The 25,974-nt window shown below is 65.4% G+C and carries 23 protein-coding genes; 18 read left to right on the top strand and 5 right to left on the bottom strand.

The genetic code is table 11. The features are described 5' to 3' along the window. Positions 1 to 20: 20 nt before the first annotated feature. Together FJV43_RS10875 and FJV43_RS10870 are read right to left on the bottom strand one after the other, a co-directional pair. The gene (locus tag FJV43_RS10875; RefSeq protein ID WP_239626874.1) at positions 21 to 1,817 is read right to left on the bottom strand and encodes an ABC transporter permease subunit; all 1,797 of its coding nucleotides are present in this window, start codon (positions 1,815 to 1,817) and stop codon (positions 21 to 23) included. Beyond that, positions 1,814 to 2,968, bottom strand: a complete 1,155-nt coding sequence (locus FJV43_RS10870) for an ABC transporter ATP-binding protein (protein ID WP_239626873.1) — start codon at positions 2,966 to 2,968, stop codon at positions 1,814 to 1,816. Before FJV43_RS10870 ends, FJV43_RS10875 begins: the two co-directional genes overlap by 4 nt. 270 nt (positions 2,969 to 3,238) lie before the next feature. Between FJV43_RS10870 and FJV43_RS10865 the strand changes: the two genes are divergently transcribed. The 9 genes from FJV43_RS10865 to FJV43_RS10825 all read left to right on the top strand — a co-directional run bounded on the left by FJV43_RS10865 (position 3,239) and on the right by FJV43_RS10825 (position 11,587). Further along, a complete protein-coding gene (locus FJV43_RS10865) occupies positions 3,239 to 4,024 on the top strand; it encodes a CoA transferase (RefSeq protein ID WP_239626871.1) in 786 nt (261 codons plus the stop codon). Then, complete coding sequence (locus tag FJV43_RS10860; protein ID WP_239626870.1) at positions 4,024 to 4,782, top strand: CoA transferase; 759 nt, start codon at positions 4,024 to 4,026, stop codon at positions 4,780 to 4,782. Before FJV43_RS10865 ends, FJV43_RS10860 begins: the two co-directional genes overlap by 1 nt. Further along, a complete protein-coding gene (locus FJV43_RS10855) occupies positions 4,779 to 7,091 on the top strand; it encodes a molybdopterin-dependent oxidoreductase (protein WP_239626868.1) in 2,313 nt (770 codons plus the stop codon). The genes FJV43_RS10860 and FJV43_RS10855 overlap by 4 nt, the downstream gene beginning before the upstream one ends. A 14-nt stretch (positions 7,092 to 7,105) precedes the next feature. Then, complete coding sequence (locus FJV43_RS10850; protein WP_239626867.1) at positions 7,106 to 7,675, top strand: peroxidase-related enzyme; 570 nt, start codon at positions 7,106 to 7,108, stop codon at positions 7,673 to 7,675. A gap of 126 nt (positions 7,676 to 7,801) precedes the next feature. Next, positions 7,802 to 8,461 (top strand): hypothetical protein, encoded by a 660-nt coding sequence (locus tag FJV43_RS10845; RefSeq protein ID WP_345946185.1) that lies wholly within the window; start codon positions 7,802 to 7,804, stop codon positions 8,459 to 8,461. A gap of 20 nt (positions 8,462 to 8,481) precedes the next feature. Next, the gene (locus FJV43_RS10840) at positions 8,482 to 9,174 is read left to right on the top strand and encodes an L-fuculose-phosphate aldolase (protein WP_239629389.1); all 693 of its coding nucleotides are present in this window, start codon (positions 8,482 to 8,484) and stop codon (positions 9,172 to 9,174) included. Positions 9,175 to 9,206: 32 nt separating this feature from the next. Continuing rightward, on the top strand, positions 9,207 to 10,169 hold the full coding sequence (locus FJV43_RS10835) for a sugar kinase (protein ID WP_239626864.1): 963 nt from the start codon (positions 9,207 to 9,209) through the stop codon (positions 10,167 to 10,169). Between the two features lie 52 nt (positions 10,170 to 10,221). After that, complete coding sequence (locus tag FJV43_RS10830) at positions 10,222 to 10,968, top strand: SDR family NAD(P)-dependent oxidoreductase (RefSeq protein ID WP_239626862.1); 747 nt, start codon at positions 10,222 to 10,224, stop codon at positions 10,966 to 10,968. Positions 10,969 to 11,425: 457 nt separating this feature from the next. Continuing rightward, positions 11,426 to 11,587 (top strand): DUF2934 domain-containing protein, encoded by a 162-nt coding sequence (locus tag FJV43_RS10825; protein WP_080659892.1) that lies wholly within the window; start codon positions 11,426 to 11,428, stop codon positions 11,585 to 11,587. 577 nt (positions 11,588 to 12,164) lie between these two features. Here the strand turns inward: FJV43_RS10825 and FJV43_RS10820 are convergent. Beyond that, positions 12,165 to 13,955: a peptide ABC transporter substrate-binding protein gene (locus FJV43_RS10820; protein WP_239626861.1), complete on the bottom strand. Its 1,791-nt coding sequence runs from the start codon at positions 13,953 to 13,955 to the stop codon at positions 12,165 to 12,167. A gap of 460 nt (positions 13,956 to 14,415) precedes the next feature. Here FJV43_RS10820 and FJV43_RS10815 point away from each other — a divergent pair, with 460 nt between their 5' ends. From FJV43_RS10815 to FJV43_RS10775, 9 genes are all read left to right on the top strand, one after another. Then, the gene (locus FJV43_RS10815) at positions 14,416 to 15,198 is read left to right on the top strand and encodes a MetQ/NlpA family ABC transporter substrate-binding protein (protein WP_239626859.1); all 783 of its coding nucleotides are present in this window, start codon (positions 14,416 to 14,418) and stop codon (positions 15,196 to 15,198) included. Positions 15,199 to 15,326: 128 nt separating this feature from the next. Continuing rightward, positions 15,327 to 16,361, top strand: coding sequence for a putative FMN-dependent luciferase-like monooxygenase (locus FJV43_RS10810; protein WP_239626857.1), 1,035 nt, complete (start codon positions 15,327 to 15,329; stop codon positions 16,359 to 16,361). Positions 16,362 to 16,399: 38 nt separating this feature from the next. Next, positions 16,400 to 17,014, top strand: a complete 615-nt coding sequence (locus FJV43_RS10805; RefSeq protein WP_239626856.1) for a CMD domain protein — start codon at positions 16,400 to 16,402, stop codon at positions 17,012 to 17,014. Beyond that, positions 17,011 to 17,586, top strand: a complete 576-nt coding sequence (locus tag FJV43_RS10800; RefSeq protein WP_239626854.1) for an alkylhydroperoxidase domain protein — start codon at positions 17,011 to 17,013, stop codon at positions 17,584 to 17,586. Before FJV43_RS10805 ends, FJV43_RS10800 begins: the two co-directional genes overlap by 4 nt. 58 nt (positions 17,587 to 17,644) lie before the next feature. Next, positions 17,645 to 18,802 carry an ABC transporter substrate-binding protein gene (locus FJV43_RS10795; RefSeq protein ID WP_239626852.1) on the top strand — a complete coding sequence of 386 codons (1,158 nt, stop codon included), beginning with the start codon at positions 17,645 to 17,647 and terminating at the stop codon, positions 18,800 to 18,802. Between the two features lie 56 nt (positions 18,803 to 18,858). Then, complete coding sequence (locus FJV43_RS10790; protein ID WP_239626849.1) at positions 18,859 to 20,682, top strand: ABC transporter permease; 1,824 nt, start codon at positions 18,859 to 18,861, stop codon at positions 20,680 to 20,682. After that, the gene (locus FJV43_RS10785) at positions 20,682 to 21,530 is read left to right on the top strand and encodes an ABC transporter ATP-binding protein (RefSeq protein WP_239626848.1); all 849 of its coding nucleotides are present in this window, start codon (positions 20,682 to 20,684) and stop codon (positions 21,528 to 21,530) included. Before FJV43_RS10790 ends, FJV43_RS10785 begins: the two co-directional genes overlap by 1 nt. Continuing rightward, positions 21,527 to 22,267, top strand: a complete 741-nt coding sequence (locus FJV43_RS10780; RefSeq protein ID WP_239626846.1) for an ABC transporter ATP-binding protein — start codon at positions 21,527 to 21,529, stop codon at positions 22,265 to 22,267. Before FJV43_RS10785 ends, FJV43_RS10780 begins: the two co-directional genes overlap by 4 nt. 131 nt (positions 22,268 to 22,398) lie before the next feature. Then, the gene (locus FJV43_RS10775; RefSeq protein WP_239626845.1) at positions 22,399 to 23,487 is read left to right on the top strand and encodes a HoxN/HupN/NixA family nickel/cobalt transporter; all 1,089 of its coding nucleotides are present in this window, start codon (positions 22,399 to 22,401) and stop codon (positions 23,485 to 23,487) included. A 10-nt stretch (positions 23,488 to 23,497) separates the two neighbouring features. On the opposite strand, the gene FJV43_RS10770 is transcribed toward FJV43_RS10775, so the two are convergent. Both FJV43_RS10770 and FJV43_RS10765 read right to left on the bottom strand, forming a co-directional pair. After that, complete coding sequence (locus FJV43_RS10770) at positions 23,498 to 25,012, bottom strand: ATP-binding protein (protein ID WP_239626843.1); 1,515 nt, start codon at positions 25,010 to 25,012, stop codon at positions 23,498 to 23,500. Between the two features lie 105 nt (positions 25,013 to 25,117). Further along, positions 25,118 to 25,936 carry a YkgJ family cysteine cluster protein gene (locus tag FJV43_RS10765; RefSeq protein ID WP_239626842.1) on the bottom strand — a complete coding sequence of 273 codons (819 nt, stop codon included), beginning with the start codon at positions 25,934 to 25,936 and terminating at the stop codon, positions 25,118 to 25,120. Positions 25,937 to 25,974: the final 38 nt, after the last annotated feature.

Raw genomic sequence — 25,974 nt, 5'->3', positions numbered from 1 at the left:
TTTCCTCCTGTTGAAATCGATCATTGTGACGTCGCTTTCCGCGACGTCGCGAGAACGGGGCGTGCAAGGGCGAGCCCGGCGACCACCAGCAGCACCTCCAGCGTCGAGACCACGGCCAGCACCGGGTTGAGCCGATAGTTGACGTCGCCCCACAGCATGAGCGGAAGCGTCTTCAGCTCCGCGCTCGACAGGAATAGCGTCAGCACCAGCTCGTCGAACGAATGCAGGAAGGCAAAGAATGTCGCCGCAGCCAGGCCCGGCATGATGGCAGGCAGCGTCACCAGGCGGAACACCGTCAAGGACGACGCGCCATGGACGGCGGCCGCCTGTTCGAGCCTGGAATCGACGCCTTGAAGCGAGGCGGACAGGATCACGACGACGAGGGGAAGGCCGCCGATCGCATGCGCCGCGGCAAGGCCGAAGACGGAGCCGACGAGATCGAAGCGCAGGAACAGGCTGTAGAGCGACAGGCCGAGCACGACCGGAGGGACGATGATCGGACTGACGAGAAGCAGCATGATGGCGGATTTGCCGCGAATGCTGCTCCTGACGATGCCGAGGGCGGCCGACGCGCCCAGCACGATCGCGATTCCGGAGGACATCGCCGCGACGACCAGGGATGTCCAGAACGCCCGCATCCAGTTCGAATCGGAAAAGAACTGCTCGTACCAGCGCAGCGAGAAGCCCGGTGGCGGGAAGGTCAGATAGCTTGCGCTGCTGAAGGAAATGATCATCACGACGATGATCGGCAGGATGAGAATGGCAATGACCAGGCCGCCCATGATGCGAACGGTCCAGGTCCCGCAACTCGCCGGCAGGCGCCCGAACAGCCTCAGAAGCGGCCAACCGATCACGTCGGCAGCTGAGGCGCCGAGACTGCGGCGGCCGACATCGGCGGCGTGGCGGTCTATCGTCCTCGGTGTGGCCTCCGTCAGCTTGCGGCCGCCCCAGATGAACTCGAATCCAAGGAACCGTCCGGCCACCGCGACCACCGCCAATGTGATCGTCAGCAGCACCACGCCCAAGGCCTGCAGGAATCCCTCCGAGGTGACCGAGTCCGCCTGCTGGGTGATATGCATGGCAAACATCTGGTCCCCGGGTCCGCCGAGCAGGGTTGGCGTAATGAAGAAGCCGATCGCGGCGACGAAGACGAGCAGGAAGCCGGCGCCCATGCCGGGCAAGGTCAGTGGCAACATCACGCGCCAGAAAGCCGCAATGGGCCCGGCGCCGCTGGCCAGCGCCGCGCGCGTCAGGCTTTGATCGAGCCGCGCCACACTGGAATAGATCGTCAGCACCATCAACGGCAGAAGCACAGCGGTCATGCCGAGAAGCACCGTGCCGCGATTGAAGAGCAGCTGCACCGGCTCGCTCAATATGCCGATCGAAACCAGCATCTTGTTGACCGGCCCGTTGCGGCCGAGCAGGACCATCCAGGCGTAGGTCCGGATCAGGATGGCGATGAAATAGGGCAGCACGATCGCGGTCGCGATCAGGACCTGGGCAATGCCGCGACTGCGGTGAATGAGCAGCGCGGTCGGATATCCGAACAGCAGGCACAGGCCCGCAACGGTGACCGAGATCTGCATCGTGCGGACGAGCGAATCCCAATAGAGCGGTATCGCGAATACCCGCTCGAAGTAGGACGTCCATGATGGCCCGCTCAGGCTGATACGGATGAGGTCAATCAGCGGGAGCAGGTAGATGAAGGCCAGGAAGGCGAGCGCAGGCAGGAGCAGCAGCGCGGGATCCCTCAACCTCCTGACGAGATCAAGATCCGCGGGACGGTCTGCCTGGACGCCGATCGATGCCGAGGTCATGCAAGCACCCAGCAGTCCGCGGCGCCCCAGCTCACGTGCAGACGATCCCCGACGGTCGGCAGGGGCCGGTCGGCCATGTCGGTGCACCTGATCAGGAGTGGCTCTCCGCCGTCCATCTGGGCTTCGATCCGCAGGATCTCGCCGAGGAAGATCGCAGACGTGACGCTGACGGGCGCGGAATTCGCAGTCGGTTCGTTCGACACGGCGATGCGTTCCGGACGCACGAGCACCGTTGCGCGCCCAACGTCGATCGTGTCCCGGCTTTCGGCGTTGAACACGTATCCTGCGCGGCTCTTCATCGTCAGCGTCGATCCGCGCTTGTGCAGAATCTCAGCCTCGATCAGATTGCTCTCGCCGACGAACGAGGCGACGAAGCGATCGATCGGATGCCGATAGATGTCCAGCGGGCGGCCGATTTGAACGATCTTGCCGGCGTTGAGTACCGCGATGCGGTCGCTCATCGTCAGGGCTTCGCCCTGGTCATGGGTGACGAACAGGATCGTGCTCCCGATGGTCCGGTGAAGGTCGCGGATCTCGATCTGGATCGACTCGCGCAACCGCCGGTCCAGGGCGCTGAGGGGTTCGTCCATCAGCACGACCTTGGGCCTCCTCACGATCGCGCGGGCGATCGCGACACGCTGCTGCTGCCCGCCCGACATTTGCGAAGGAGACTTCGTCGCATGCTCCGTCAGCCGCATGATCTCCAGCGTTTCGGCGACGCGCCGCTCCGCAGTCGCCCGGTCGACACCGGCCATGCGAAGTGGAAACGCGACGTTCTGGCTGACCGTCATGTTCGGAAACAGCGCGTAGCTCTGGAACACCATGCCGAAGCCGCGCTTGTGCGTCGGAACGTTGTGGACAGGCTTGCCGTCGACGAGGATTTCGCCGCTGTCGAGGCTCTGGAATCCGGCCACGAGATTGAGCAGCGTCGTCTTTCCGCTGCCGGAAGGGCCAAGAAGCGTAATGAACTCGCCCGGCTCGATGTCGATGCTGATGCGGTCGACCGCGTGGAAGCTGCCGTATCTTTTCACCGCGTCGCGGACGGCGATGCTCGATCCGATGGCGTCGCGTTCCCGGAGGCGGCCGGTCGGCGAGGTCCCAACGTTCGCGTCGCCGGCGCGCATTGCGCGCAGAGCCGCTGGCTCAGCCATTCTCTCCTCCCAAATTGTTCTATATTGTAGAACGCTATTCCAATTATTGTTGGCCTAGCGCGCCGTCTTGTCAAGTCGAGACACCCGATCGCGGCGCGATGGCGCGCTGCTGCGATCCATGCGGAGGCCGGATCCCCTGCAAACAAAGGCTCCATTCGTGAAGCCAGATTGACAGTGTCATCCCGATCCGCCTAACATAAACTTGGAATAGCGTTCTACAATATAGAACATACCGAAGGGAGGACGATGGTGTTGAGTGAGCCTCGCGCAATGGCGAAGCACATCGAGCCGGGCATGCGCGTGGCGCTGCCGGTCGACTACGCCGGCGTCTCCATGGCCATGACGCGGCCCATCATCGAGCATGGCGCGGGCAATCTCGATCTCGTCTGCGTGCCAACCGGCGGATTGCAGGTCGACCAGCTTGTCGGCGCGGGTCTTGTCCGGACCGTGGAGACCAGCGCCGTCTCGCTGGGTGAAGCCGGTGCCGCGCCCCGGTTCAACGCTGCGGTCAAGGAGGGCGCCGTTCGATTGAAGGACGCAACGTGTCCTGCCATCCATGCCGGCCTGATGGCGGCGCAGAAGGGCAGTCCCTTCATGCCGCTCCGGGGGCTGATCGGAACGGATCTGCTCCGCCATCGCGACGATTGGCGCGTCGTCGACAATCCGCTGGCGGATGGAGGCGATCCGATCGTGCTGATTCCCGCCATCAAGCCCGACGTCACGATCTTCCACGTGCCCATGGCTGATCGCTTCGGCAATGTCTGGATCGGCCGTCGACGCGAGCTTGCCGCCATGGCCTACGCTTCGCGCACCGTTCTGGTCACGGTGGAGCGAATCGTCGAGGAAAATCTGCTCGCCGACGAGATGAGCGCTGCCGGCGTGCTGCCGGCACTCTACGTCACGGCAGTCGCGCGCGCTCCGAAGGGGGCGTGGCCCTACGGTCTGTGGGGCGAATATCCGGCCGATAGCGCGGAGATCGCACGTTACGCGAAGGCCGCGCGAACGGCCGACGGCTTCTCTGCCTACATGGCGCAGGCGCAGATGGAGCCCGCGTGATGGCTGAAGTTCTCCCTCGCGAAGTGCTGATTTGCACGATCGCGCGGTTGCTCGACGGGGTCAGGCACGTCGCCGTAGGTGCCTCCTCTCCGATTCCTGCCGCCGGCGCGATGCTGCTGCGTGCAATGAAGGAAGCGGGCGGCACCGTCGGGCCACGCATCTCCATTCTCGGTTCTGTCGAGCATAATTTCTTCACCAACGGTTCGGCGGAGCTGTTCGATTGTGCCGGTCAGGGCCGGATCGACGCGTTCTTCCTCGGCGGAGGCCAGATCGACGGCTTCGGCAACGTGAACCTCGTCGGGACCGGCGATTATCCGCGCTCCAGCGTGCGCTGGCCCGGCTCGTTCGGGTCGGCCTATCTCTACTTTGTCGTGCCGCGGGTCATCCTCTTCCGCGAGGAGCATACGCCCCGCGTCTTCGTCGAGCACGTGGACTTCATCAGTGCGCCGGGCGTCAGTCCTGAAGGAGTCTTCCGGAGCGGCGGCCCCATTGCTCTCCTGACCGGCAAGGGACTCTTTCGATTCGACAAGAGGCGGCCGGGGTTCGACCTGGAGAGCGTCCATCCCGGGCACGATCTTGCGGAGATCAAGCAAGCGACCGGTTTTCGCTTTGGCCATGATGCCGAGCCGAGGCAGACCCCGCTGCCCGATCGATCGACGCTCGACCTGCTCCGCGGCCGTGTCTTCGACGAGCTCGCCGAGACCTATCCCGAATTCGCCGCCCATATGCGGCGCGATCTTGTGGCGGTCGACGCATGAGCAGGATCAAGCGGGTCCCGCATTGCAGCCATTGGGGTGCGTACACGATCCTCGTCGAGGACGATCGCATCGTCGGCGTCGAGCCGTTCGAGCACGATCCGGCGCCTTCCCCGATCATCCACTCCATTGCCGAATGGGCCAACCCCGAGCGGCGCGTGCTGCGACCGATGGTCCGCTCGGGCTGGCTCGACAAGCGCGAGAAAAGCGATCGCCGGGGCCGCGGCCGCGAGAAATTCGTGCCGGTGAGCTGGGACGAGGTGACGACGCTGGTCGCCGACGAAGTGCGCCGCGTGGCCGGTACGTTCGGCAATGCGTCGATCTTCGCGGGCTCCTATGGTTGGACCAATTCCGGCCGCCTGCATCATGCTTCTTCGCTTCTGAAGCGCATGCTCAATCTGGTGGGCGGCTTCACCAGGCACGTCGACACCTATTCGATCGCGGCAGGTCCCGTGATCCTGCGCCACACGCTGGGCAGCGACGACGCATGCGGCGGCCGCGCCAATACGCTCGACACGATCGCGCAGCACACCGAGACGCTGATGGTGTTCGGTGCTCTCTCGCCGCGAACCGCGCAAAACGAGGCCGGGGGAATTGGCAGCCACCGTCTTGAGACTTATCTCAGGAAGATCGTCGAGCGCGGCGTCAAGGTCATCCACGTCTCGCCGCTGAAGGACGATCTGCCGGAGTGGGTCGATGCCGAATGGTGGCCGATTCGACCGAACACGGACGCTGCGCTGATGCTCGGGCTTGCCGGCGAGATCGTGAAGGCGGGCAGGCACGACAGGGATTTCCTCGCGCGCTGCACCAGCGGCGCGGATCGCCTTCTTCGCTATCTCGAAGGCCAGGCGGATGGCGGACGCAAGGATGCCGCGTGGGCCGCCGGCATCTGCGGGCTCGATGCGGGCCGGATTGCCGAGCTCGCGAGGCGCCTTGTCGACACGCGGAGCATGCTGACGGTGAGCTGGAGCCTGCAGCGTGCCCATCACGGCGAACAGCCGTTCTGGGCCGCGCTCGGACTTGCATCGGTTGTCGGCCAGATCGGGTTGCCGGGCGGCGGCGTCGGCTACGGCTACGCCTCGCTGGGGGGCGTGGGGGCACCGCTCAATCTGAGCCGCTCTCCTGCCATTTCACAGCTGACGAGGCCGATCGACAGCTTCATTCCGGTGGCGCGGATCAGCGACATGCTGCTCAATCCTGGCAGGCCGTTCAGCTACGAAGGCGAGATCCGCACCTATCCGGATACGAGGCTGGTCTATTGGGCGGGCGGCAATCCCTATCATCATCACCAGGATCTCAACCGCCTGTCGGAAGCCTGGACGAGGCCCGAAACGATCATCGTGCAGGACCCGATGTTCACGGCGACAGCCCAGCGGGCCGACATCGTGCTGCCGGCAACCACGTCGATCGAGCGCAACGATCTTGCCGGCAACAGGCGCTCCGACTTCATCCTGGCGATGAAGAAGGCGATCGAGCCGCTCGGCGAATCCCACTCCGACTTCGAGATATTCAACGCGATCGCAGGTAAGCTCGGGGTGGCCGATCGGTTCAACGAGGGCCGGGACGAAATGGACTGGGTCCGCCATCTCTACGAAGCCTGCCGCAGCGACGCCTCGCAGCGCTTCGGCTTCGCGATGCCGGATTTCGATGCGTTCTGGGAAGCCGGCTATGCGCGCTGCCCGGTCAAGGCAGGGCATACGTTCCTGTCCGACTTCCGCAACGAGCCGGAGGCGCATCCGCTCGGGACCGAAAGCGGAAAGATCGTGCTCGGCAGCGAGACTCTGGCCAGGCTGGACTATGCCGACTGCCGCCCGCATCCCGCGTGGATCGAGCCGGCTGAATGGCTCGGCAACGCCGCCGACGCCGGCCAGATGCACCTCATCTCGCACCAGCCGGCCGGCCGTCTTCACAGTCAGCTCGAAACCGGCGCATCGAGCCGGAGCATGAAGCGCAATGGCCGTGAACAGGCCCGCCTTCATCCTGACGACGCGGTTGCTCTCGGCATCGCCGACGGCCAGACGATCCGCATCTGGAACGGCCGCGGGGAGTGCCTCGCGACGGCAGAGGTCACCGACAAGGTCCGTCAGGGCGTACTGGTGCTTCCGACCGGTGCCTGGTTCACGCCGACCGGCAATAGCGGCCTGGAGATCGCAGGCAATCCGAACGTGCTCACGCTCGATATCGGAACGTCTCAATTCGGCCAGGGCTGCTCGGCCCATACCTGCCTCGTGCGAGTCGAGCCGTACGCCGCCGATCGGCGCGATGCGTTCGAGGCCTATCAGGAAACGCTCGTCGCGCTCGCGGCAGTCTAACAGGAGCTTGGAACATGTCTGCGCCCGCCATCAGCCGCTTTCCCGTCCCCGATATCGCGACACTCCCCGAGGATATCCGCTCGCGGATCGAGGCGGTTCAGGAGAAGTCCGGCTTCGTCCCCAACGTCTTCCTGACACTCGCGCATCGTCCTGACGAGTTCCGGGCATTCTTCGCCTATCACGACGCTCTGATGGACAAGCCCGGGCCGATCACCAAGGCCGAGCGCGAGATGATCGTTGTCGCGACCAGCAGCGCCAATCAATGCCAGTATTGCGTCGTCGCGCATGGCGCCATCCTGCGCGTGCGCGCGAAGAATCCGCTGATCGCGGACCAGGTCGCCGTCAACTACCGCAAGGCCGATATCACCGCCCGGCAGAGGGCGATGCTCGATTTCGCGATGAAAGTCTCGGCGCGCGCCTATGAGGTGGACGACTCCGACATCGTCGATCTCAAGGGACACGGCTTCACCGAGGAGGACGTCTGGGACATTGCCGCCATCGCTGCCTTCTTCGGCATGTCGAACCGCCTCGCCAACGTCACCAGCATGCGTCCGAACGACGAGTTCTTCGCGATGGGACGCTGAACGCCGCGGACGGAAACTGAAATGGTATCGTTGGTCATCGACAGACGCTTCCGGGGCCCGCCCAATTCCGGCAACGGAGGCTACGTTTGCGGATGTCTCGCAAGGTACGTCGCCGGAGACGCCGAAGTGACGTTGCGCGCCCCGCCGCCGCTGGAGCGGCCGCTCGACGTGCTGACGAAGGTCGACGGCGGGATCGAGTTGCGCGAAAAGGACGAGCTGCTCGCGACGGCGCGTGCAGCAGGCATCGATGTGTCGGACGTTCCCAGGGTGAGCTACGAGGTGGCCGAAGAGGCGGTCGGCAGAACACCCTACGACGAGCAGACCCACAACCTTCCGGGATGCTTCGTCTGCGGCCCCGCACGTGGCCATGGCGACGGTCTCCGGATCTTCGCAGGTCCGCTGCAGGCGGGGGCAGTCCCGGGCAAGCCCGTCGTGTTCGCGGCCTCCTGGGTGCCTCACGGCAGTCTGTCCGGCGAGGACGGTCATGTCGCGCCCGAATTCGTCTGGGCCGCTCTCGATTGCCCGACCGGCTATTGCAGCGTGGGCGCCCGTCACCTGGGATTGAACGGTGACGAGACGGTCCTGCTCGGACGCATGGCTGCACGGATCAATCGCCGGCCGCGTCCCGGGGATCGATGCGTGGTGGTGGCGTGGCCGACGGGGCGGGAAGGCCGCAAGCTCTTTGCCGAAAGCGCCCTGCTTGATGCGGAGCAGGAGGTGCTGGCGACCGCGCGAGCCACCTGGCTGTTGGTCGACCGGCAGGTCCAGCTCGGAGCAAGTGCATGAACGCGAATGGGAAACAGGGCATGAGCGGCTGCGATACGGAGCTCGAACTTCGTCAATCCATCATCGATGCGTGTCGCGAGATGGCGGCGCAAGGCATCAACCAGGGAACGTCCGGAAACATCAGCGTCCGAACCGACGACGGCATCCTGCTCACGCCGTCCGGTCTTCCATACGACCGCATGAAGCCCGAAGACATCGTTGCCATGAAGTGGGACGGCTCGTGGACCGCCTCGGCCGGCAACGTTCCGTCGACGGAATGGCGTTTTCACCTCGACATCCTGAGGTCGAAGCCGGAGGTTGGCGCCGTGGTTCACGCCCATCCGATCTTCTGCACGATCATCGCGATCATGAATCGCTCGATCCCCGCGATTCACTACATGATCGCCGCTGCCGGCGGAAACAACGTTCCCTGCGCGCCCTATGCCCAATACGGCACGGCGGAGCTGTCGCAGGCCGCCCTGGACGCGCTTCGCTATCGCCGCGCCTGCCTGCTCGCGCATCACGGGCTGATCGCCATCGGTCCCAACCTGCGCAAGGCCATGTGGCTCGCGGTGGAGGTCGAGGTGCTCGCCAAGCAGTATCACGGCTGTCTTCAGCTTGGCTCTCCTCCGCTGCTGCCGGACGAGGAAATCGACAGCATCCTGAAGCGATGGGGGCAATACGGCCTGCGCGATAGCGAGGGTGCGCCCAAGATCCCCCAGCATTCGAGCTAGATCACGATCAAACAACTATCCTGCGAGACCCCATGGCTCATTCTCACGACGTCAGCGTCTGCGGCACTTATATTCTGGATATTCTGGGAGTTCCGGTGACGGAGATTCCGCCCGGTGGCGGCCGCTTGCTGATCGAAGAGATACGTCTCGCGGTCGCAGGCACCGCCGGCGGAACGGTCGTCCCTTGCGCGCGCCTCGGTCTGAAGGCGCTCGCGGTGGGCGCCGTCGGCTCCGACGAGAAGGCCGACTGGATGTTGAGCGCGCTGCAGCGTGAAGGCATCGACATCTCTCTCATGGAGCGGATGGCCGACAGTCCGACTTCGGCCACGATCCTGCCGATCAGGCCCGACGGCTCGCGTCCGGTCATGCATGCAAGGGGTGCGTCCGCCCGCTGGCGCATCGCGCCCGAAACGCAAACCGCTGCCTGCCGAAGCAGAATTCTGCATCTCGGCGGGGTCGGCTCCTTGCTTGCGATGGATGGAGCGCCGTCCGTCGCATTGCTGCGCGAGGCGAAGGCGGCCGGCTGTACCACGACGCTCGATCTCATCCAGGCGCGGCGTGAAACGCTGGCGCTGGTCGAGCCGCTGCTGCCCTATGTCGACTTCTTCATGCCGAGCATCGATGAGACCAATGCGATGGTCGGAACCGACGATCCTGCCGCGTGCGCGCGGTTCTTCATCGAGAGGGGCGCGGGGGCCTGCGCCATCTCTCTTGGCGCCGATGGCTCGTTCGTGATGACGCGTGACGGACGCCAGTTCACCGTGCCGGCGTTCGAGGTCGCGGTCCGCGACACCTCGGGATGTGGCGATTCCTACACAGGCGGCTTCATCGCCGGTCTGGTTCGCGACTGGGACCTGCTCGACTGCGCCAGGCTCGCGACCGCGACGGCCGCGATCGTCGCGACCGGGCTGGGTTCGGGCGCCAATCTCGTCTCGTTCGAGGAGACCGTGAAGGCCATGAACACCTTCCCGGTCCGCAAGGCCGCTCGCGCCTGATCCATTCACACCGGCAGAAACTATTCATTCGAACAACAGGGGAGAACGCAACATGGCCCGACATGCGATCGTGACGGGAGCAAGCCGCGGAATTGGCCGCGCGATAGCCATCGGCCTTGCAAGGCGCGGCTACGATCTCGCGCTGACCGACATCGCTGCCCAGGAGAAGGTCCTTCTCGAGACCGTTGCAGAGGTCAGGAAGCTTGGCGGCCGATGCATCCCGGTGCTGGGCGATGTGAGTGATATCGGCGATTGCAGGCGGGCCGTGGCTGAAGCCATCCAGGGACTTGGGCACATCGATGTCCTCGTCAACAATGCGGGAATCCTCAGGCTGGCGACCATCGACGAGCTGACGACCGATACGTGGGATCAGACGTTCGCCGTCAACACGCGCGGCGTGTTCCAGATGACCCAGGCCGTGGTGGCCCATATGAAGGAGCGCAAATACGGGCGAATCGTCAACATCGCCTCGCTCGCCGCCCGAACGGGCGGTCCGGGACAGTCCCACTACGCTGCATCGAAGTCGGCCGTGGTCGGCTTCACGCGCGTCTCGTCCATGGAGTTCGGAGGCCACGGCATCACCGTGAATGCCGTATGTCCAGGCATCATCGTGACGGAGATGGGGCTCAACAATCTCCGCGATCCCGAGCGAGTTGCCTATTTCGAGAAGGTCACCGACCTCCACCGGCTCGGCCAACCGGAGGACGTCGTCGGTCCAGTAGCGTTCTTTGCGTCGGATGATTCCGCGTTCGTAACCGGCCAGGCCCTCAACGTCGACGGAGGCATCTTCTACAGCTAGCAGCTGGGTCGTGCGCCGCCAGCAAGTTTCTGGCTCCGGGAGCACGGCATAGCCGTGCAACCATCGCGCAGGGAGGGCCGAGTGATTGGCACGACCTGTATGCTGCTGTGCGGTCTCCTGGCGCTATTTCGCGCAGCAGACCGCGGGTGCGAGGTCAGCTCCTGTCCTTCCCTGCGCCTCCTGGCTTTAGAGGGTGGAGCGATCAAGCAAAGCTTGGGCGGATTGCGCCGCGAGAGCGCGAAGCCGCAGCCGCTATTTGATAGCCGAGGCCAGCGGCAATTTCGCTGGTGAGAATGGATTCCGCCCGGCGTGGACGGGCGCGCAGGAACTCTTGCACATGGTCGAAGCTTGACTCCGCGGGCCAGCGTCGCCGCCGATGGCTGGCCTGCACGGCCCCGCCTCCAAGCCCCCCAGTACCCCCAAGGGTGGGGCCGTGCTTCCAAAGCAGGAGGTGCAATTGTCCGAGCCGACCGAGCAAGAGATCAGAGAACGCGCGCATCGCTTGTGGGAGCAAGCCGGCAGGCCTGAAGGCCGCGAGGAAGAGTTTTGGCACGCCGCCGAGCAGGAGCTGCGCAACGAGGACAAGTCGAACACGTTGCGGACGCCGGATACGCTGTGACCGACAAGACCTGCCCCTCCTGCCACGGACTGGGATGGGTCTGCGAAAACCACCCGTTCCGGGTCTGGAGTGAGAAGCTGGCCGGCTGCCGCTGAGGCGAGGGCATGCCCTGCATCTGCAACACGGCCGAAGATCCCGAAGTCAGGGTGGTGATCGTCGAAGCGGACGCGACGTGGCACTAAGGCGCGATGCGATTGCGATGAATCGTCATCGCGCTTCGGGGCGTTGATGGGCTTCGCTTGCTCTACCGTTCCTGAGAGCTTGATTGCCCGTACCTCTCGCAAGAAGGAGAAAAGCCGCCGGGTTCCTCGCCCTGGCGGCTTTCGAAAGTCCGTAGCTGTCGATCGTCTCCGCAGCTCGTGCGTACCGCCGTTACCTTGTTTGCGGCCATGCCTGGTCTTTGTAGGGGAAGGCGCGCGCTTCTGCTGTGATCTGGAGCACACAATGGAAGGGATTCGGTCCATGTCGCCTTCCGGATCCCGGCGCTGCACCGCGATAAGCGCATTCACGCGCGTCTTCGACACGCGATCTGCGTTGCAGCTTGTCCGGGACCCGAGAGATTTCGGCGAGCTCCCCGTCAGCTCCGATACCACGCCGCCAGGTTCCATGTGATGGTGTCCCACCCGGAGATGTCGGTCATGAGGCTGTTGACGCTCGCGTTGACGATGTGGCGCGAGAGCAGCGGCAGGAACACGTTGGCCCCGCAGAAGATCTCGTCGACCTTCATCAGCAGCGCGGCGCGCTTGACCGGGTCGAGCTCGTTCTGGGCGGCCTTGTAGGCCTTGTCGGCTTCGGGATCGGAATAGCGCGAGTTGTTGCGGCCCAGCCACTTGTTGTCCTTGGTGGCGATCTCCCAGGAGACACACTGGTTCAGCAAGCGCTCCGGATCGGGCTGCGGCTGCGTCGTGTTGTACATCTCCATGTCGGCATAGAATTTCGAGTAGGTGTCGGGGTTGCCGACGTCGGAGGAGAAGAACACCGATGCGGTCACGGCCTTGATCTCGATCTCGATGCCGGCCTTCTGGCAGGCCTGCTTGATGATGGCCTGGGTCTTCTGGCGCGGGGCGTTGGTCGAGGTCTGGAAGACGTATTTGAGCTTCTTGCCGTCTTTCTCGCGGATGCCGTCCGCGCCCCTGGTCCAGCCGGCCTCGTCGAGGATCTTGTTGGCCTTGTCGATGTCGAACTCGTATTTCAGCCTGGGGGACTTGAACTGCTTGGGCGCGTTGACGAAGCTCGCGGTTGCGAGGGCGCCGCGCCCGTAGATGAATTTCTGGATCGAATCGCGGTCGATCAGGAGATTGATCGCCCGACGAACCGCGGGATCGGACAGTGTCGGGTGCTTGGTCTTGACGCTCGAACGCTCGCCGTCGACCTCGGTCCAGGGGTCCGTCGTGTTGAGGATGATGAACTCGACATTGCCCGAAGGCGTGATGTCGAGCTTGCCTTTGCCGCCCGCCTCCATGCGCTTGAGGACCTCCTCCTCCACCTGCATGTTCCAGGCAAAGTCGTATTCGCCGGTTTGCAGCACCGCGCGCGCCGCAGACACCGCGTCGCCGCCACCCTTGACCTCGAGCGTATCGAAATGCGGCTGGTTCTTGACGTGATAGTCGGGATTGCGCTCGGCGCGGATCAGGTCACCGGGCTTGAACTCGACGAATTTGTAGGGGCCGGTGCCGACCGGTTTCAGATTGGCCGGCGCCTCGCGCGACTTGGCGCCGACATAGTCGCCGAAATGATGCTTTGGCAGGATTTGTCCGACCGAGCCGCCGACGAACGGGTCGGCCCAGAACGGCGTCGGCGCCTTGAAGAGCACCTTGACGGCGTAGTCGTCGATCTTCTCGACCTTGATGTCCTTGTAGGAGCCCGTGGTGTAAGCCGCGGTCGCGAGGTCCGCGGCGTACTGCCAGGTGAAGACGACGTCGTCGGCGGTGAAGGGCTTGCCGTCGTGCCAGTTGACGCCCCGCTTCAGCTTCCAGATCACGCTCATGCCGTCCGCGGCAAGGCCGCCGTTCGCCTTGGTCGGCACCTCGGCGGCCAGGCAGGGAATGAGATTGCCGTCTTTGTCCCAGCCGGCGAGCGGCTCGAAGAAGATGCGCGTGGCGATCTGGTCCTTGGTGCCGATCGCGAAATGCGGATTGAGCAGGGTGGGTGCCTGCCAGAGCAGGATCTTGAGCGTGCCGCCGCCGCCGGCCTTGGTCGGCTTGTACTGCAGCCTGGCGTCCGCCATCGCCACGTCGTGCCAAACCAGGATCTGGCTCGCGACCGGTGCCGCGATCCCGATCGCGGCGACTTTCCGAATGAACGAGCGTCGCGACAGCCTGCCTTGCTTGACCTCGGCGATCAAACCGCGAATTTCGTTCTCGTTCATCGGATGTCCTCCACCTGCGCAACTCGTCGCCAAGCAACCATCATGTTTCATGACGGCCGGGGCGGCAATGCCGGCAAGGCGGGGATGCGACGAAATGACGATGCGGAGAGCGCCCCCCGGTCGGGGCGCGGACCCGGATCGCCTGCCTGAGAGACCCAGGTGGCGATCCGGTGCGATCTAGGTGAACTTGGGGAAGTTCTAAGGCCGCACCGAAACGCTAACCCGGCAGGCGCAGATCCATCAAGTTTCGGAGTGTTGCGCTGGCGAAAGAATCATTGCCGCGGCCGGGAAATCGCCACACATGACGGATGCCCGGCGTGATTTCTTTTCCGTTTGATGTCGAATGGAGAACGTGCGTCCGCGGGGGCCTGCCAATATGGTTTTCCATTTCATTGATTTCGCGCGGCGGGGAAGCGAATACGGTTCCATATTTGTCTGTCGCAGACCTACGGAGACCAAGATGTCGTTTCGCCTCCCTTTGATACTCTCGACCGTGCTCGCCGTCTGGTCCGCCGCAGCAACCGCCGAGACGATCAAGATCGGGGTGACGCCGGGTCCGCATGCGCAGATCCTCGAGGCCGTGAAGCCGATCGCCGCCAGGCAGGGGCTCGACATCCAGCTCCTCGAGTTCTCCGATTACGTGGTGCCGAACGCCGCGCTCGACGCCGGCGAGATCCAGGCCAATTCGTTCCAGAATCAGCCCTACCTGGACAACCAGAAGGCCGATCGCGGCTACAAGATCGAGGCCGTCGGCCTGACCGTGAATTTCCCGATCGGCGTCTATTCGAAGAAGCACAAGGCCTTCGCCGACCTCCCCGAGGGCGGCAAGGTCTCGATCCCGAACGATCCGACCAATGGCGGCCGCGTGCTGCTGCTGCTGCGCGACAAGGGCGTGATCAAGCTGAAGGACGGTGTCGGCTTCAAGCCGACGGTGCTCGACATCACCGAGAATCCCAGGAAGCTGAAGTTCATCGAGGTGGACGCGGCGCAGGCGCCGCGCGCGCTCGACGACGTCGATGCCGCCGCGATCAACACCAATTATGCAACCCAGGCCGGCCTCGATCCGGTCAAGGATCCGATCCTGCGCGAGGATCCGAAGGGCCCCTACGTCAACCTGATCGCCGTCCGCACCGCCGACAAGGACAAGCCCTGGGTCAAGATCCTCGTGGACAGCTATCACACCCCGGAGGTCAAGGAGTTCGTGCTGACCAAGTTCAAGGGCGCCGTGCTGCCGAGCTGGTAGGCAATCTGCCTGCGTAAAGTCCAAGTAACGGCGATCCGGCGGGCAGCCTTGCGCAATGCCCCGCTTGTCTGGAGCTGCGGCAACCGACATCATCGGGGGCGTGGCAATCCTCGCCCGACAGGGGTCGTATGAAACGCTTCGCAAACCTGAAACGTCTGGGCTTCTTCACGCGGTTGCTCGACGAGGCGCCGCCGGCGGACCGCTATCGCTTTGCGGCCGAGCAGATCGTGCACGCCGAGAAGGCCGGGCTCGATTCCGCATGGATCGCGCAGCATCATTTTCACGAGCGCGAGGGCGGCCTGCCGTCGCCCTTCACGTTCCTCGGCTACGTCGCCGCGCAAACCTCGCGCATCCGCCTCGGCACCGGCATCGTCACGCTGCCGCTGGAGAATGCGGTCAGGGTTGCGGAGAATGCCGCGGTGCTCGATCTGCTCTGCAACGGCCGCTTCGAGCTCGGCGTCGGCACCGGCGGCAATCCCTCGGCCTTTGCCGCTTTCGGCCTCGACAGCGCGCAGCGCAACGAGATCTTTGCGCGCAATCTCGAAATCGTTCGCACGGCCCTGGTCGGCCAGCCGCTCGACGGCGGCGACACGATCTATCCGTTGCGGCCGCAACTGGACAAGCGCATCTGGCAGGCGACATTCTCGGTCGCGGGCGGTGCCCGGGCCGGCAAGGCCGGCGATGGACTATTGCTGTCGCGCACCCAGCCGCGGGCCAAGGAGGCGCCGAAAGCCACGCTCGCCGAGATCCAGAACCCGATCATCGATGCCTATCTCGCAGCGCTGCCGCCGGGATGCGAGCCCCGCATCATGGCCTCGCGCAGCGTCTTCGTCGCCGACGACCATCGCGAGGCGATGCGCCTCGCAGACATCGGACTGCGTCGCGCCCTGCCGCAGTTCCTCAAGGGAGGCCACGCCAGGCCGGGCGAGACGCTGGAGGAAATGATCACCGCGTTCGACACCCATGTCGGCGGCGCCGATGAGGTGATCGCCTCGCTCCGCACGGATGCCACGCTCGAGCGGGTGACCGATCTCGTCTTCCAGGTGCATTCGGTCGATGCGCCACATCCTTATGTGCTGCGATCGATCGAGCTCGTCGCCGACAAGGTCGCGCCGGCGCTAGGCTGGACCCGGACGGCACCCGAAGTGGCGCTGGCGGGCTAGCCGGAATGAAACATGTTCGCGCTGCACGAGGCTGACTGATGGGTACACTGGACATCATCGACACGCTCGCCGGGATCGAGCCGGGATCGGCTCTCGACGCCATCCGCGCGCGTCGTCCGCAGGCGCGCGAGAACGCGCAGAAGAGCTATCTCGCCCTGTTCGACCCGATCGATTCGAGCGAATTCTCGCTTTCCGAGCGCGCAGCCGTGGCGGCTTTCGTGACCGGGCTTCATGGCGAGTCCCCCGTCGCCGCCTTCTATCGCGAGAAGCTTGCCACGAGCGCGGATGGAGCGCCCTTGCTCGAAGCGATCAAGGCCGAGATCGCGCGCGGCAGGACGTCCGGGCCGTACGGCGCCTATCCGGCCGGTCCGTTGTCGATCGAGAACAAGGCCGGGCTGATCTATCGCGTCAGCGCGGAGCGGAAGACTGTCCTCGGCGCCCGGCTGGCCGCGGCACTGGAGCACGCGCATCTCCTGGTGTTCCACCCGCGCGATGCTGTGTCCGCCGACATGAAGGCGCTGCTGACGGCCGGCTGGTCGAGCACCGGCATCGTGACGTTCTCCCAGCTCGTTGCGTTCCTGTCGTTCCAGGTGCGCGTCGTCAGCGGCTTGCGCACGCTCGCAGCGGCAAGCGCGCAGGAGGTCGCATCATGAACGCCGTCAATCCGCCCGTCGTCTTCACTCAGGACGAACTCGGCTGGGTCTCGTGGATCGATCCGCTGCCCGAGACCGAGCTGACCGAACGGCACTTCGCCGGTCTGGTCGACCGCGCCCGCGCCAAATCGGAATATTTCCGGCTCCTGGTGCGCGATCCCGAGGTGCTGGAAGCCCGCACCAAGACCGACAAGGACATCTTCTACAACGTTGCTGACGGCCTGCCGCGCGCCGAGCGCGAGCTCGCGGCGGCTGCGACCTCGCGCTACAACGGCTGCATCTACTGCGCCTCCGTGCATGCGCGGTTCGCGAGCACCTACTCCAAACGCCGCGACGACGTGCAGCGCCTGCTCGACGAAGGCGTTGGAGCCGAACTCGGCGAACGCTGGAATGCCGTGGTCAAGGCGTCCGTGGCATTGGCCGCGACGCCGATCACGTTCGGTCCCGACAATATCGAGGAGCTGCGCCGTGCGGGCCTCGACGATGCCGAGATCGTCGACGTCATCAACAGCGCCTCGTTCTTCAACTGGGCGAACCGGCTGATGCTGTCGCTCGGCGAGCCCTCGAAATAGGCAATCTCACCGGCACGAGAATTGCTGCTGTTTCAACATTGAATGGATGGAGCCGTGCATGAGCAACATCGATCGCCGCACCCTGGTCAGGGGCTCACTCGCCGCCATGATGGCGGGGGCGGCCTTTTCGCGCGCCGCCCTTGCGCAATCCGCCGAACCGATCCTGCTCGGCGTCAGCGGCCCCTTGACCGGGCCCAATGCGCAATATGGCGCCCAATGGAAGCAGGGCTTTGATCTCGCGCTTGACGAGATTCACGCCGCCGGCGGGATCAACGGACGCAAGCTCGCCTACCAGTTCGAGGACAGCCAGAGCGATCCGCGCCAGTCGGTGGCGATCGCCCAGAAATTCGTCTCCGATCCCCGCATCGTGATGGAGCTCGGCGATTTCTCCAGTCCCGCCTCGATGGCGGCCTCGCCGATCTATCAGCGCGGCGGCCTCGTGCAATTCGGCTTCACCAACTCACACCCCGATTTCACCAAGGGCGGCGACTTCATGTGGAGCACGTCCGTCAGCCAGGCCGACGAGCAGCCGCTGCTGGCGTCCTATGCTGTCAGGCGCCTTGGCCTGAAGAAGCTCGCGGTGCTGCACCTCAACACCGACTGGGGCCGCACCAGCCGCGACCATTTCGTCAAGGCGGCGAAGGAGTACGGCGCCGAGGTCGCGGTGACCGAGGGCTACATCGCGGAGGAGCGCGACTTCCGCTCGACGCTGGTGCGCGTGCGCGACGCCAGTCCGGACGGGCTGATCCTGATCTCCTATTATTCCGACGGTGCGCTGATCGCCCGCCAGGCACGCCAGGTCGGCCTGAAGCAGACGATCTGCGCGGCAAGCTCGGTGTACTCGCCGAAATTCCTGGAGCTCGGCGGCGAAGCGGTCGAGGACGTCCATCTCGGCACGCGTTATTTCCCGGAAGATCCGCGGCCAGAGGTGAAGAAGTTCATCGCGGGCTTCAAGGCCAAGTACAACGGACAGGAGCCCGACGCCTTCAACGCCTATTCCTATGACGCGATGAACATGGCCGCTGCCGTGGTGAAGATCGGCGGCACCGACCGCCGGGCCATCCGCGACGCCTTCGCCAAGGTGAAGGACGTCTCCAGCGTCATCTACGGCCAGGCGACGTTCGACGTCGAGAGCCGCCGCGTCAAGGGTGCCATGAACGCCGAGCTCGTCGTGCGCAAGGGCCAGTTCACGCTGTGGGACGGCAAGCCGACCTGACCTGATGGCCGGAGCGGGCGCTCCGGCCGCGCTTCTCTTTTCGCGGGGATCATCGCTTGTCTTCCTGGCTCGACTACACGATCAACGGGCTGATCGTCGGCAATGTCTACGCCCTCGTTGCGGTCGGGCTCGCGCTGATCTTCGGCGTCAGCCGGCTGATCAACTTCGCGCAAGGATCGATCTATCTGGTCGGGGCCTATATCGGCTGGGTCGCGGTGGTGAAGCTGCATACACCGCTGCCGCTGACCATCATCGTGGTGGCGGTGGTCGCGGCGATGGTCGGCTTGATCATCGAGCGGTTCGGCCTGCGTCCGCTTCAGAACTCGGTGCGGATCGCGCCGCTGCTCGCGACCATCGGCATCAGCTTCGTGCTCGATCAATTGGTGATGCTGACCTTCTCGCCCAATCCGCGCGCGCTGCCGAGCCAGCTGCCTGACGTTCGCTTTCAGCTCGGTGGCGGCACCGTCGGGCCGCTCGATCTTCTGATCGCCGGCGTCGGCATCACCAGCGCGCTGTTGCTGTTCGTATTCCTGCGCTACAGCAAGCTCGGCTGGGCGGTGCGTGCCACCGCGCAGGATCGCGACGCAGCCATGCAGATGGGCGTCGACGTCAACCGCGTCAATCAGGCGGTGTTCGGCATCGCGTCCGCGCTCGGCGGCGTCTCCGGCATGCTGGTCGGCATGTACTACAACCAGATCGACACTGCGATGAGCCTGCAGGCGACGCTCAAAGGCGTCGTCGCGGAAGTGGTCGGCGGCGCCGGCAACGTGCCCGGCGCGGTGATCGGCAGCCTGTTGCTCGGACTGGTGGAGAGCTACGGCGTCGCCGTGTTCGGCACCAGCTACCGCAATCTGTTCGCGTTCCTGCTGCTGGTCGTCGTGCTCGTGCTGCGCCCGAACGGCCTGTTCGCAAGCGCGCGGCAGGCCCCGCCCGAGCCGCTCACCGGCACCTTCATCGCGCCGAGCCGTCCGGTCCGCATTCCGCGCTGGGCCCTGTTGGTCGCGGCTGCTGCCTTCGCGGTGCTGCCGTTCTTCCCGGTGTCCTCCTACGTGCTCCAGACCCTGATCAACGCCTGGCTGCTCGGCATGCTCGCGCTCAGCCTGACGCTGGTCGCGGGCACGATCGGCCAGGTCTCGCTCGGTCACGCCGCGCTGCTCGCGATCGGCGCCTACACCTCGGCGCTGCTGTCACTGACGCTGGCCGTTCCGGTCGGCCTTGCCGTCATCGGCGGCGGCCTGATGAGTGCTGCGCTCGGCACGCTGTTGATCTCCCCGTCGTTTCGCCTGCGCGGGCACTATGTGTCGATTGCGACACTCGCCATCGGCGAAATCGTCTCGCTGGTGATCCTCAATTGGGAGAGCGTCACCCGCGGTCCGATCGGCATCTCAGGCATCCCGCCGTTGTCGCTGTTCGGCTATGACCTGATCAGCCCGTTCTCGGTCTACTGGTTCAGCTTCGCGGTGATGCTCGTGCTGGCCCTGCTGCAGGGACGGCTGCTCGGTTCGCATCTCGGCCGCAGCTTTCGCGCCATCCGCGACGATGACATCGCCGCACGTGCCTATGGGCTCAGCCTGAACCGCTACAAGTCGCTGGCCTTCATCTTCGGCGGTTTCGCCGCCGGCGTCAGCGGCGGCATCGCCGCGCATCTTTATTCCTATATCAACCACGAGACCTTCAACACGCAGCAATCCATCCTGGCGCTGACGGTCGTGATCCTCGGCGGCCTCGGCAACGTGGTCGGCGCGATCCTCGGATCTGTCGCATTGGTCGGCTTGCCCGAACTCTTCCGCATCGCGGCCGAGTACCGCATCCTGATCTATGGCATCGTGCTGCTGCTGCTCGTGAGGTTCAGGCCGCAGGGCCTGTTGGGGACGATCTGATGGTGGAGCAGCACGCGCCCATGTTGTCCCTGCGCGGCCTGACGCGCCGCTTCGGCGGCCTCACCGCGGTCGATGCGATCGATCTCGACCTCGCCAGGGGCGAGCTCATCAGCATCATCGGCCCGAACGGCGCCGGCAAGACGACGCTGTTCAATCTCGTGACCGGGCTCGACCGGCCCGATGGCGGCGCCGTACGCTTCGAAGGCCGGGACATCACCGGTCTCTCGCCGGAACGGCTCGCGGCCGAAGGCATCGCCCGCACCTTCCAGCTCGGGCGCGTGTTCGGCAATCTCAGCGTCATGGACAACGTCCTGATCGGCGCGCATACGCGACTGCGTGCCGTGAAGCCGACGGTGCCGGTGATCGGCCCGCTGCTGGAGTTGGGCCTTGCGCTGCTGCGGCCCGCCAGCGTCAGGGCCGAAGAGGAGCGGTTGCGCGACGAAGTGAAGGCCATTCTCGCCCGCTTCGGCGAGCGGCTGCTGCCGCGGATCGACCAGCCCGCCTATAGTCTGTCCTACGCCAACCGCCGCCGCGTCGAGATCGCGCGTGCGCTCGCCTTGAGGCCGCGCCTCTTGCTGCTCGACGAACCCACCGCCGGCATGAACCCGACCGAGACCGCGGAGATGCAGGGCCTCGTCGCCGGGCTGAAGGCGGAAGGGCTGACCATCCTCCTGATCGAGCACAAGCTGGAGATGGTGATGCGCCTGTCCGACCGCGTCATCGTCATGGACGAGGGCAAGAAGATCGCGGAAGGGCCGGGCGAAGAGGTGCGTGGTGATCCCAAGGTGATCGAGGCCTATCTCGGCCACGGCCTGTCGGGCACGACGGAGCGGGAGAGTGCGGCATGACGAATCCTTCGCCCGAACTGCTGCTGACCCTCTTCAACGTCAACACGTTCTACGGCCAGGCGCAGGTGCATTTCGACCTGTCGATCACGGTTGCGCGCGGCCACATCGTCTGCCTGCTCGGCGGCAATGCCAGCGGCAAGTCGACGACGATGAAGATCATTCTCGGTCTGGTCAAACCGCGCTCGGGCGAGGTGACGTTCGACGGCGCCTCACTGATCGGCCTCTCCACGCCGCAGATCGTCCGCCGCGGCATCGCCTCGGTGCCGGAGGCGCGGCGGCTGTTCGCGGACATGAGCGTGCGCGAGAACATCCTGATGGGCGCCTTCGTGCGCAACGACCGTGAGGCGGTGGCGCTGGATCTCGACAGGATGCTGACGCTGTTCCCGAAGCTTGGCCAGCGGCTGTCGCAGCGCGCCGGCTCCTTGTCCGGCGGCGAGCAGCAGATGGTGGCGATGGCGCGCGCTCTGATGAGCCGGCCGCGCATGATCGTGATGGACGAGCCGACCATGGGCTTGTCGCCGCTCTATGTCGATCGCGTGCTGGAGTTGATCCGCTCCATCAACCAGGCGGGCGTCTCGGTGTTCATGGTCGAGCAGAACGCCAGCCTCGCGCTCGAGATCGCACATGAAGCCTATGTGCTGCAGACCGGCAGGATCGTGCTGTCAGGCCCGGCGCGAGCGCTGAAGGATGATCCGCGGGTGCGCGATGCCTATCTCGGCGGCTCCGAGGCAGCGTAGCAATTCGGGTGCGATGACGCGCCCGCAGGCGGGACAAGCGCGGCATGACGAACCCTCTCCGGGACTAGCCAGTGTGACCAATCTATGAAAAAATCATACCGTTGGCGCGACAGGGTGTGCGGCGGGACGGAATGAACTTCGTGACGAAATTGGTGCGGGCGGCCGAGCCCGGAACGGTGGTGCTGCTCGGCGGGCTCGTCGCCGCCAACGTCGCCGCATGGGCCTGGGCCTTCTCGCTGTTCGGCGACCGGCCGACGGTGATGGCAACGGCGCTGCTGGCCTGGGTCTTCGGCCTCCGCCACGCCGTCGATGCCGATCACATCGCCGCCATCGACAACGTCGTGCGCAAGCTGATGCAGGCGGGCGGCGCGCCGCGCAGCGTCGGTCTCTATTTCGCGCTCGGCCATTCCACCGTGGTCGTGGTCGCGACCATGCTGCTGGCGCTCGGCGTCGTGAGTCTTGGCGGTGACAGCCTGCTCAAGGAGATCGGCGGTCTGATCGGCACGTCCGTGTCGGCGCTGTTCCTGCTGGTGATCGCAGCCATCAATCTCGCCATCTTCGCCGGCCTGTGGCGGACGTTTCGCATGGCGCGAGAGCAGGGCGTTCACGATGCCGCAGGCCTCGATGCGCTTATCGCCCGTCGCGGCGTCCTGGCGCGGCTGCTCGGTCCGCTGTTCCGTCTCGTGACGAAGCCGTGGCACATGTATCCGCTCGGGTTCCTGTTCGGCCTCGGCTTCGACACCGCGACGGAGATCGGTCTGCTCAGCATCTCCGCCAGCGAAGCCGCGCGCGGCGCCTCGCTCGCCGATGTCCTGGTCTTCCCGGCGCTGTTCGCCGCCGGCATGGCGCTGGTCGACACCGCCGATTCGGCGCTGATGGTCAGCGCCTATCGCTGGGCCTTCGTCGATCCCCTGCGCAAGCTCTGGTACAATCTCACGATCACGGGCGCTTCCGTCGCGGTCGCGCTGTTCATCGGCGGCATCGAAGCGCTCGGCCTGATCAGCGATCGGCTCGGCCTCTCCGGCGGCATGTGGACGCTGGTCGACGGCCTGAACGAGTCGCTGGCGAATGTCGGCTTCGCGGTGATCGCGCTGTTCGCGATCGCATGGCTCGCCTCGATCGTGCTCTATCGCCGCATGTTCTCGGATGACGGGCGAGGATCGGCGGACGCGGCAGAAGGCTTCGATGCGACCGAGGCCGTCGTGGTGAGACGTCCCTGATTCCACCTATTCAGAGCGAAGCCGCGCTCTGGACCTGTTCCACCGGCAAGTCATCGGCGTTGGGATCGCCCGGCGCGGTCGCCCAGGCGAGTTCCACCAGGGTCACGATCCGGCGTCCGCCGCCGTCAAGCTGGCAGACGATCAGGCCCTGCTCCTCCATATAGCCGAGCAGCCGCTGCGCGCGGCGCAGCGAATGCGAGCCGTAGGCGCGGGCGATCGCAGCATCGCCGGGACAAGGCCAGCCTTCCTTGGCCGCGCGCGCGATCATCATGAACACGCCCTGCATGTCGTCGGGCAGGATCGAGGCGCGCAGCGTGACGTCCTGCCAGGCGTCGTCATCGGCGAGATCAGTCCCGAGCCCGGCGCGCGCATGCGTCAGCATGCGGCGGAATTCGTTGAGGTCCGGCACCGCCGCGCCGAGGCCCTCGATGCGGCAGCGGACCACGAACTCCTGATAGAGCACGCCGATGGCGCGGAAGCCGGCATCGGGCTCCGCCAGCACGGCGCGCAAGGTGCGGGCGACGCGTTCGCGCCGCTCGGCGAGCTCTTCTGCGCTCACCGGCACCTCGGCCACTTCGGTCCGGATCTCCGGCGCGGCGGCCGCCTTCGCTGCGCGAAGCTGCTCCAGCAGATCCGGCGCAGGCCGGCGCTGTTGCCGGCTGGCATCGGGCGGTGGTGCCGCGAGGATCACGGCGCGCGCATCCTCCAGGGTTGCCTCCGGCAGCGGCATCAGCCGCGGCGTCGAATTGCGCGGACTTGTATCGGTCGGGCCGATGTTCAGGCGCAGCGGACGGCGCGACAGCGCAGGTCCCAGCGCCATGAACTGTCCGCGCTCGAGGTCGCGAAAGGCTTCGGCCTGCCGCCGCTCCATGCCGAGCAGATCGGCGGCGCGCGCCATGTCGATGTCGAGGAAGGTCCGGCCCATCAGGAAGTTGGAGGCTTCCGCCGCGACATTCTTGGCGAGCTTCGCCAGCCGCTGGGTCGCGATGATGCCGGCGAGCCCGCGCTTGCGGCCGCGGCACATCAGATTGGTCATGGCGCCGAGCGACAGTTTTCGCGCCTCGTCGGAGACTTCGCCGGCAACGGCCGGCGCGAACAGCTGCGCCTCGTCCACCACCACCAGCATCGGATACCAATGGTCGCGGTCGACGTCGAACAGGCCGCCGAGGAAGGCCGCGGCGCGCCGCATCTGGTTCTCGGCGTCGAGCCCTTCGAGATTGAGCACGGTGGAGACGCGATGCAGCCGGGCACGCTCGCCCGCGACCTGAAGGCCGCGCTCGGTGTGGTCCTCGGCCTCGATCACGAGATGGCCGAAGCGCTCGGCCAGTGTCACGAAGTCGCCTTCGGGATCGATGATGGCCTGCTGCACCCAGGGCGCGCTCTGCTCCAGGAGCCGCCGCAGCAGGTGCGATTTGCCGGAGCCCGAATTGCCCTGCACCAGGAGGCGGGTCGCCAGCAGTTCCTCGAGGTCCATGGCGGCCGCGGCGCCTGCCGTGGTCTGCCCCATCTCGATCGCAACCGTCATGTCCCCGACTCAAGTCCCCATCATTCGCGGACAGGGGCTTATCAATCCCGTCGCGGCGCGTCGAGCGGTGCAGGGCGAATCATGCCGCGTTGCCCACGACGGGGTTCAGGCGTGCCCCGACAACCGTAGAAGCGCGGGCCGATAGGGGGCTTGCGGATCATCGTCCCCGGTCTCGGGGATCGCGCAGGAGCCGAATTCCTGCCTGATCCGCTCGATCTCGGCGATTCGCTCGTGCAGCCGCTGCAAATGCTCCGGCGATGTCGCCTTCCAGAATTGGAAAGTGTCGGCCGTGAGCGGCAGGAAGGCGGTGCCGAACGGCGTCGGCTCGGGAACGATGGTGCGTCCAAGCAGCAGGAAGCGCTCGGTGGCGGAGACGACGAGGGTGGCATAGCCGCGGTTTCCGATCCGCCTGATGCCGTTCAGCGACCATTCGGCGAGCTTGCTGAAATATGGCTCCCCGCGCCAGCGATCCGGGCAGTCGTCGTCGACGGTGACATTGACGGCGTCCTGGCTGAAATGCACGACGAGGCCGGCCGTCTCGGGAAACCAGTCGTCGTCGAGATGGCCCTGCAGCCAGGCGCACGCGAATGAGCGGCACATTTGCGGGCGGCGGTCATAGATCGTGCACCCCGTGCCGGTCTGCCAATGCCGGCACAGCTGGTTCACCGGCTTGTCGACCGCGGCCACTTCGAGGATATCGCAGCAGGCGTTGCACGATCCGCATTGCCGGGCCGGCCGGGTCGTCTTCGGCAGGCCGGTCGCGCGAAAGCCCTGTGCGTCGCGGACCAGCAGCTTCTGCTTCTCCAGCGCATTCAACGCACGTTCGATCTTGAGACGGGATAGTCCGGTGGCGTCGATCACGCCCTTCATCGTCGTCGCGCCCGCCTCCACGGCGCGGACGACGCTCAGCATCGCCTGATCCATTCTTGTTGTTCTTGTCTGGCTAACTCAGTAGTGCATAG

Source organism: Bradyrhizobium sp. I71, from assembly GCF_022354745.1.
GTDB lineage: Bacteria > Pseudomonadota > Alphaproteobacteria > Rhizobiales > Xanthobacteraceae > Bradyrhizobium > Bradyrhizobium liaoningense.
Note: the sequence above shows the minus strand (reverse complement) of the source record. Positions and strands in the feature narration are given on the sequence as shown.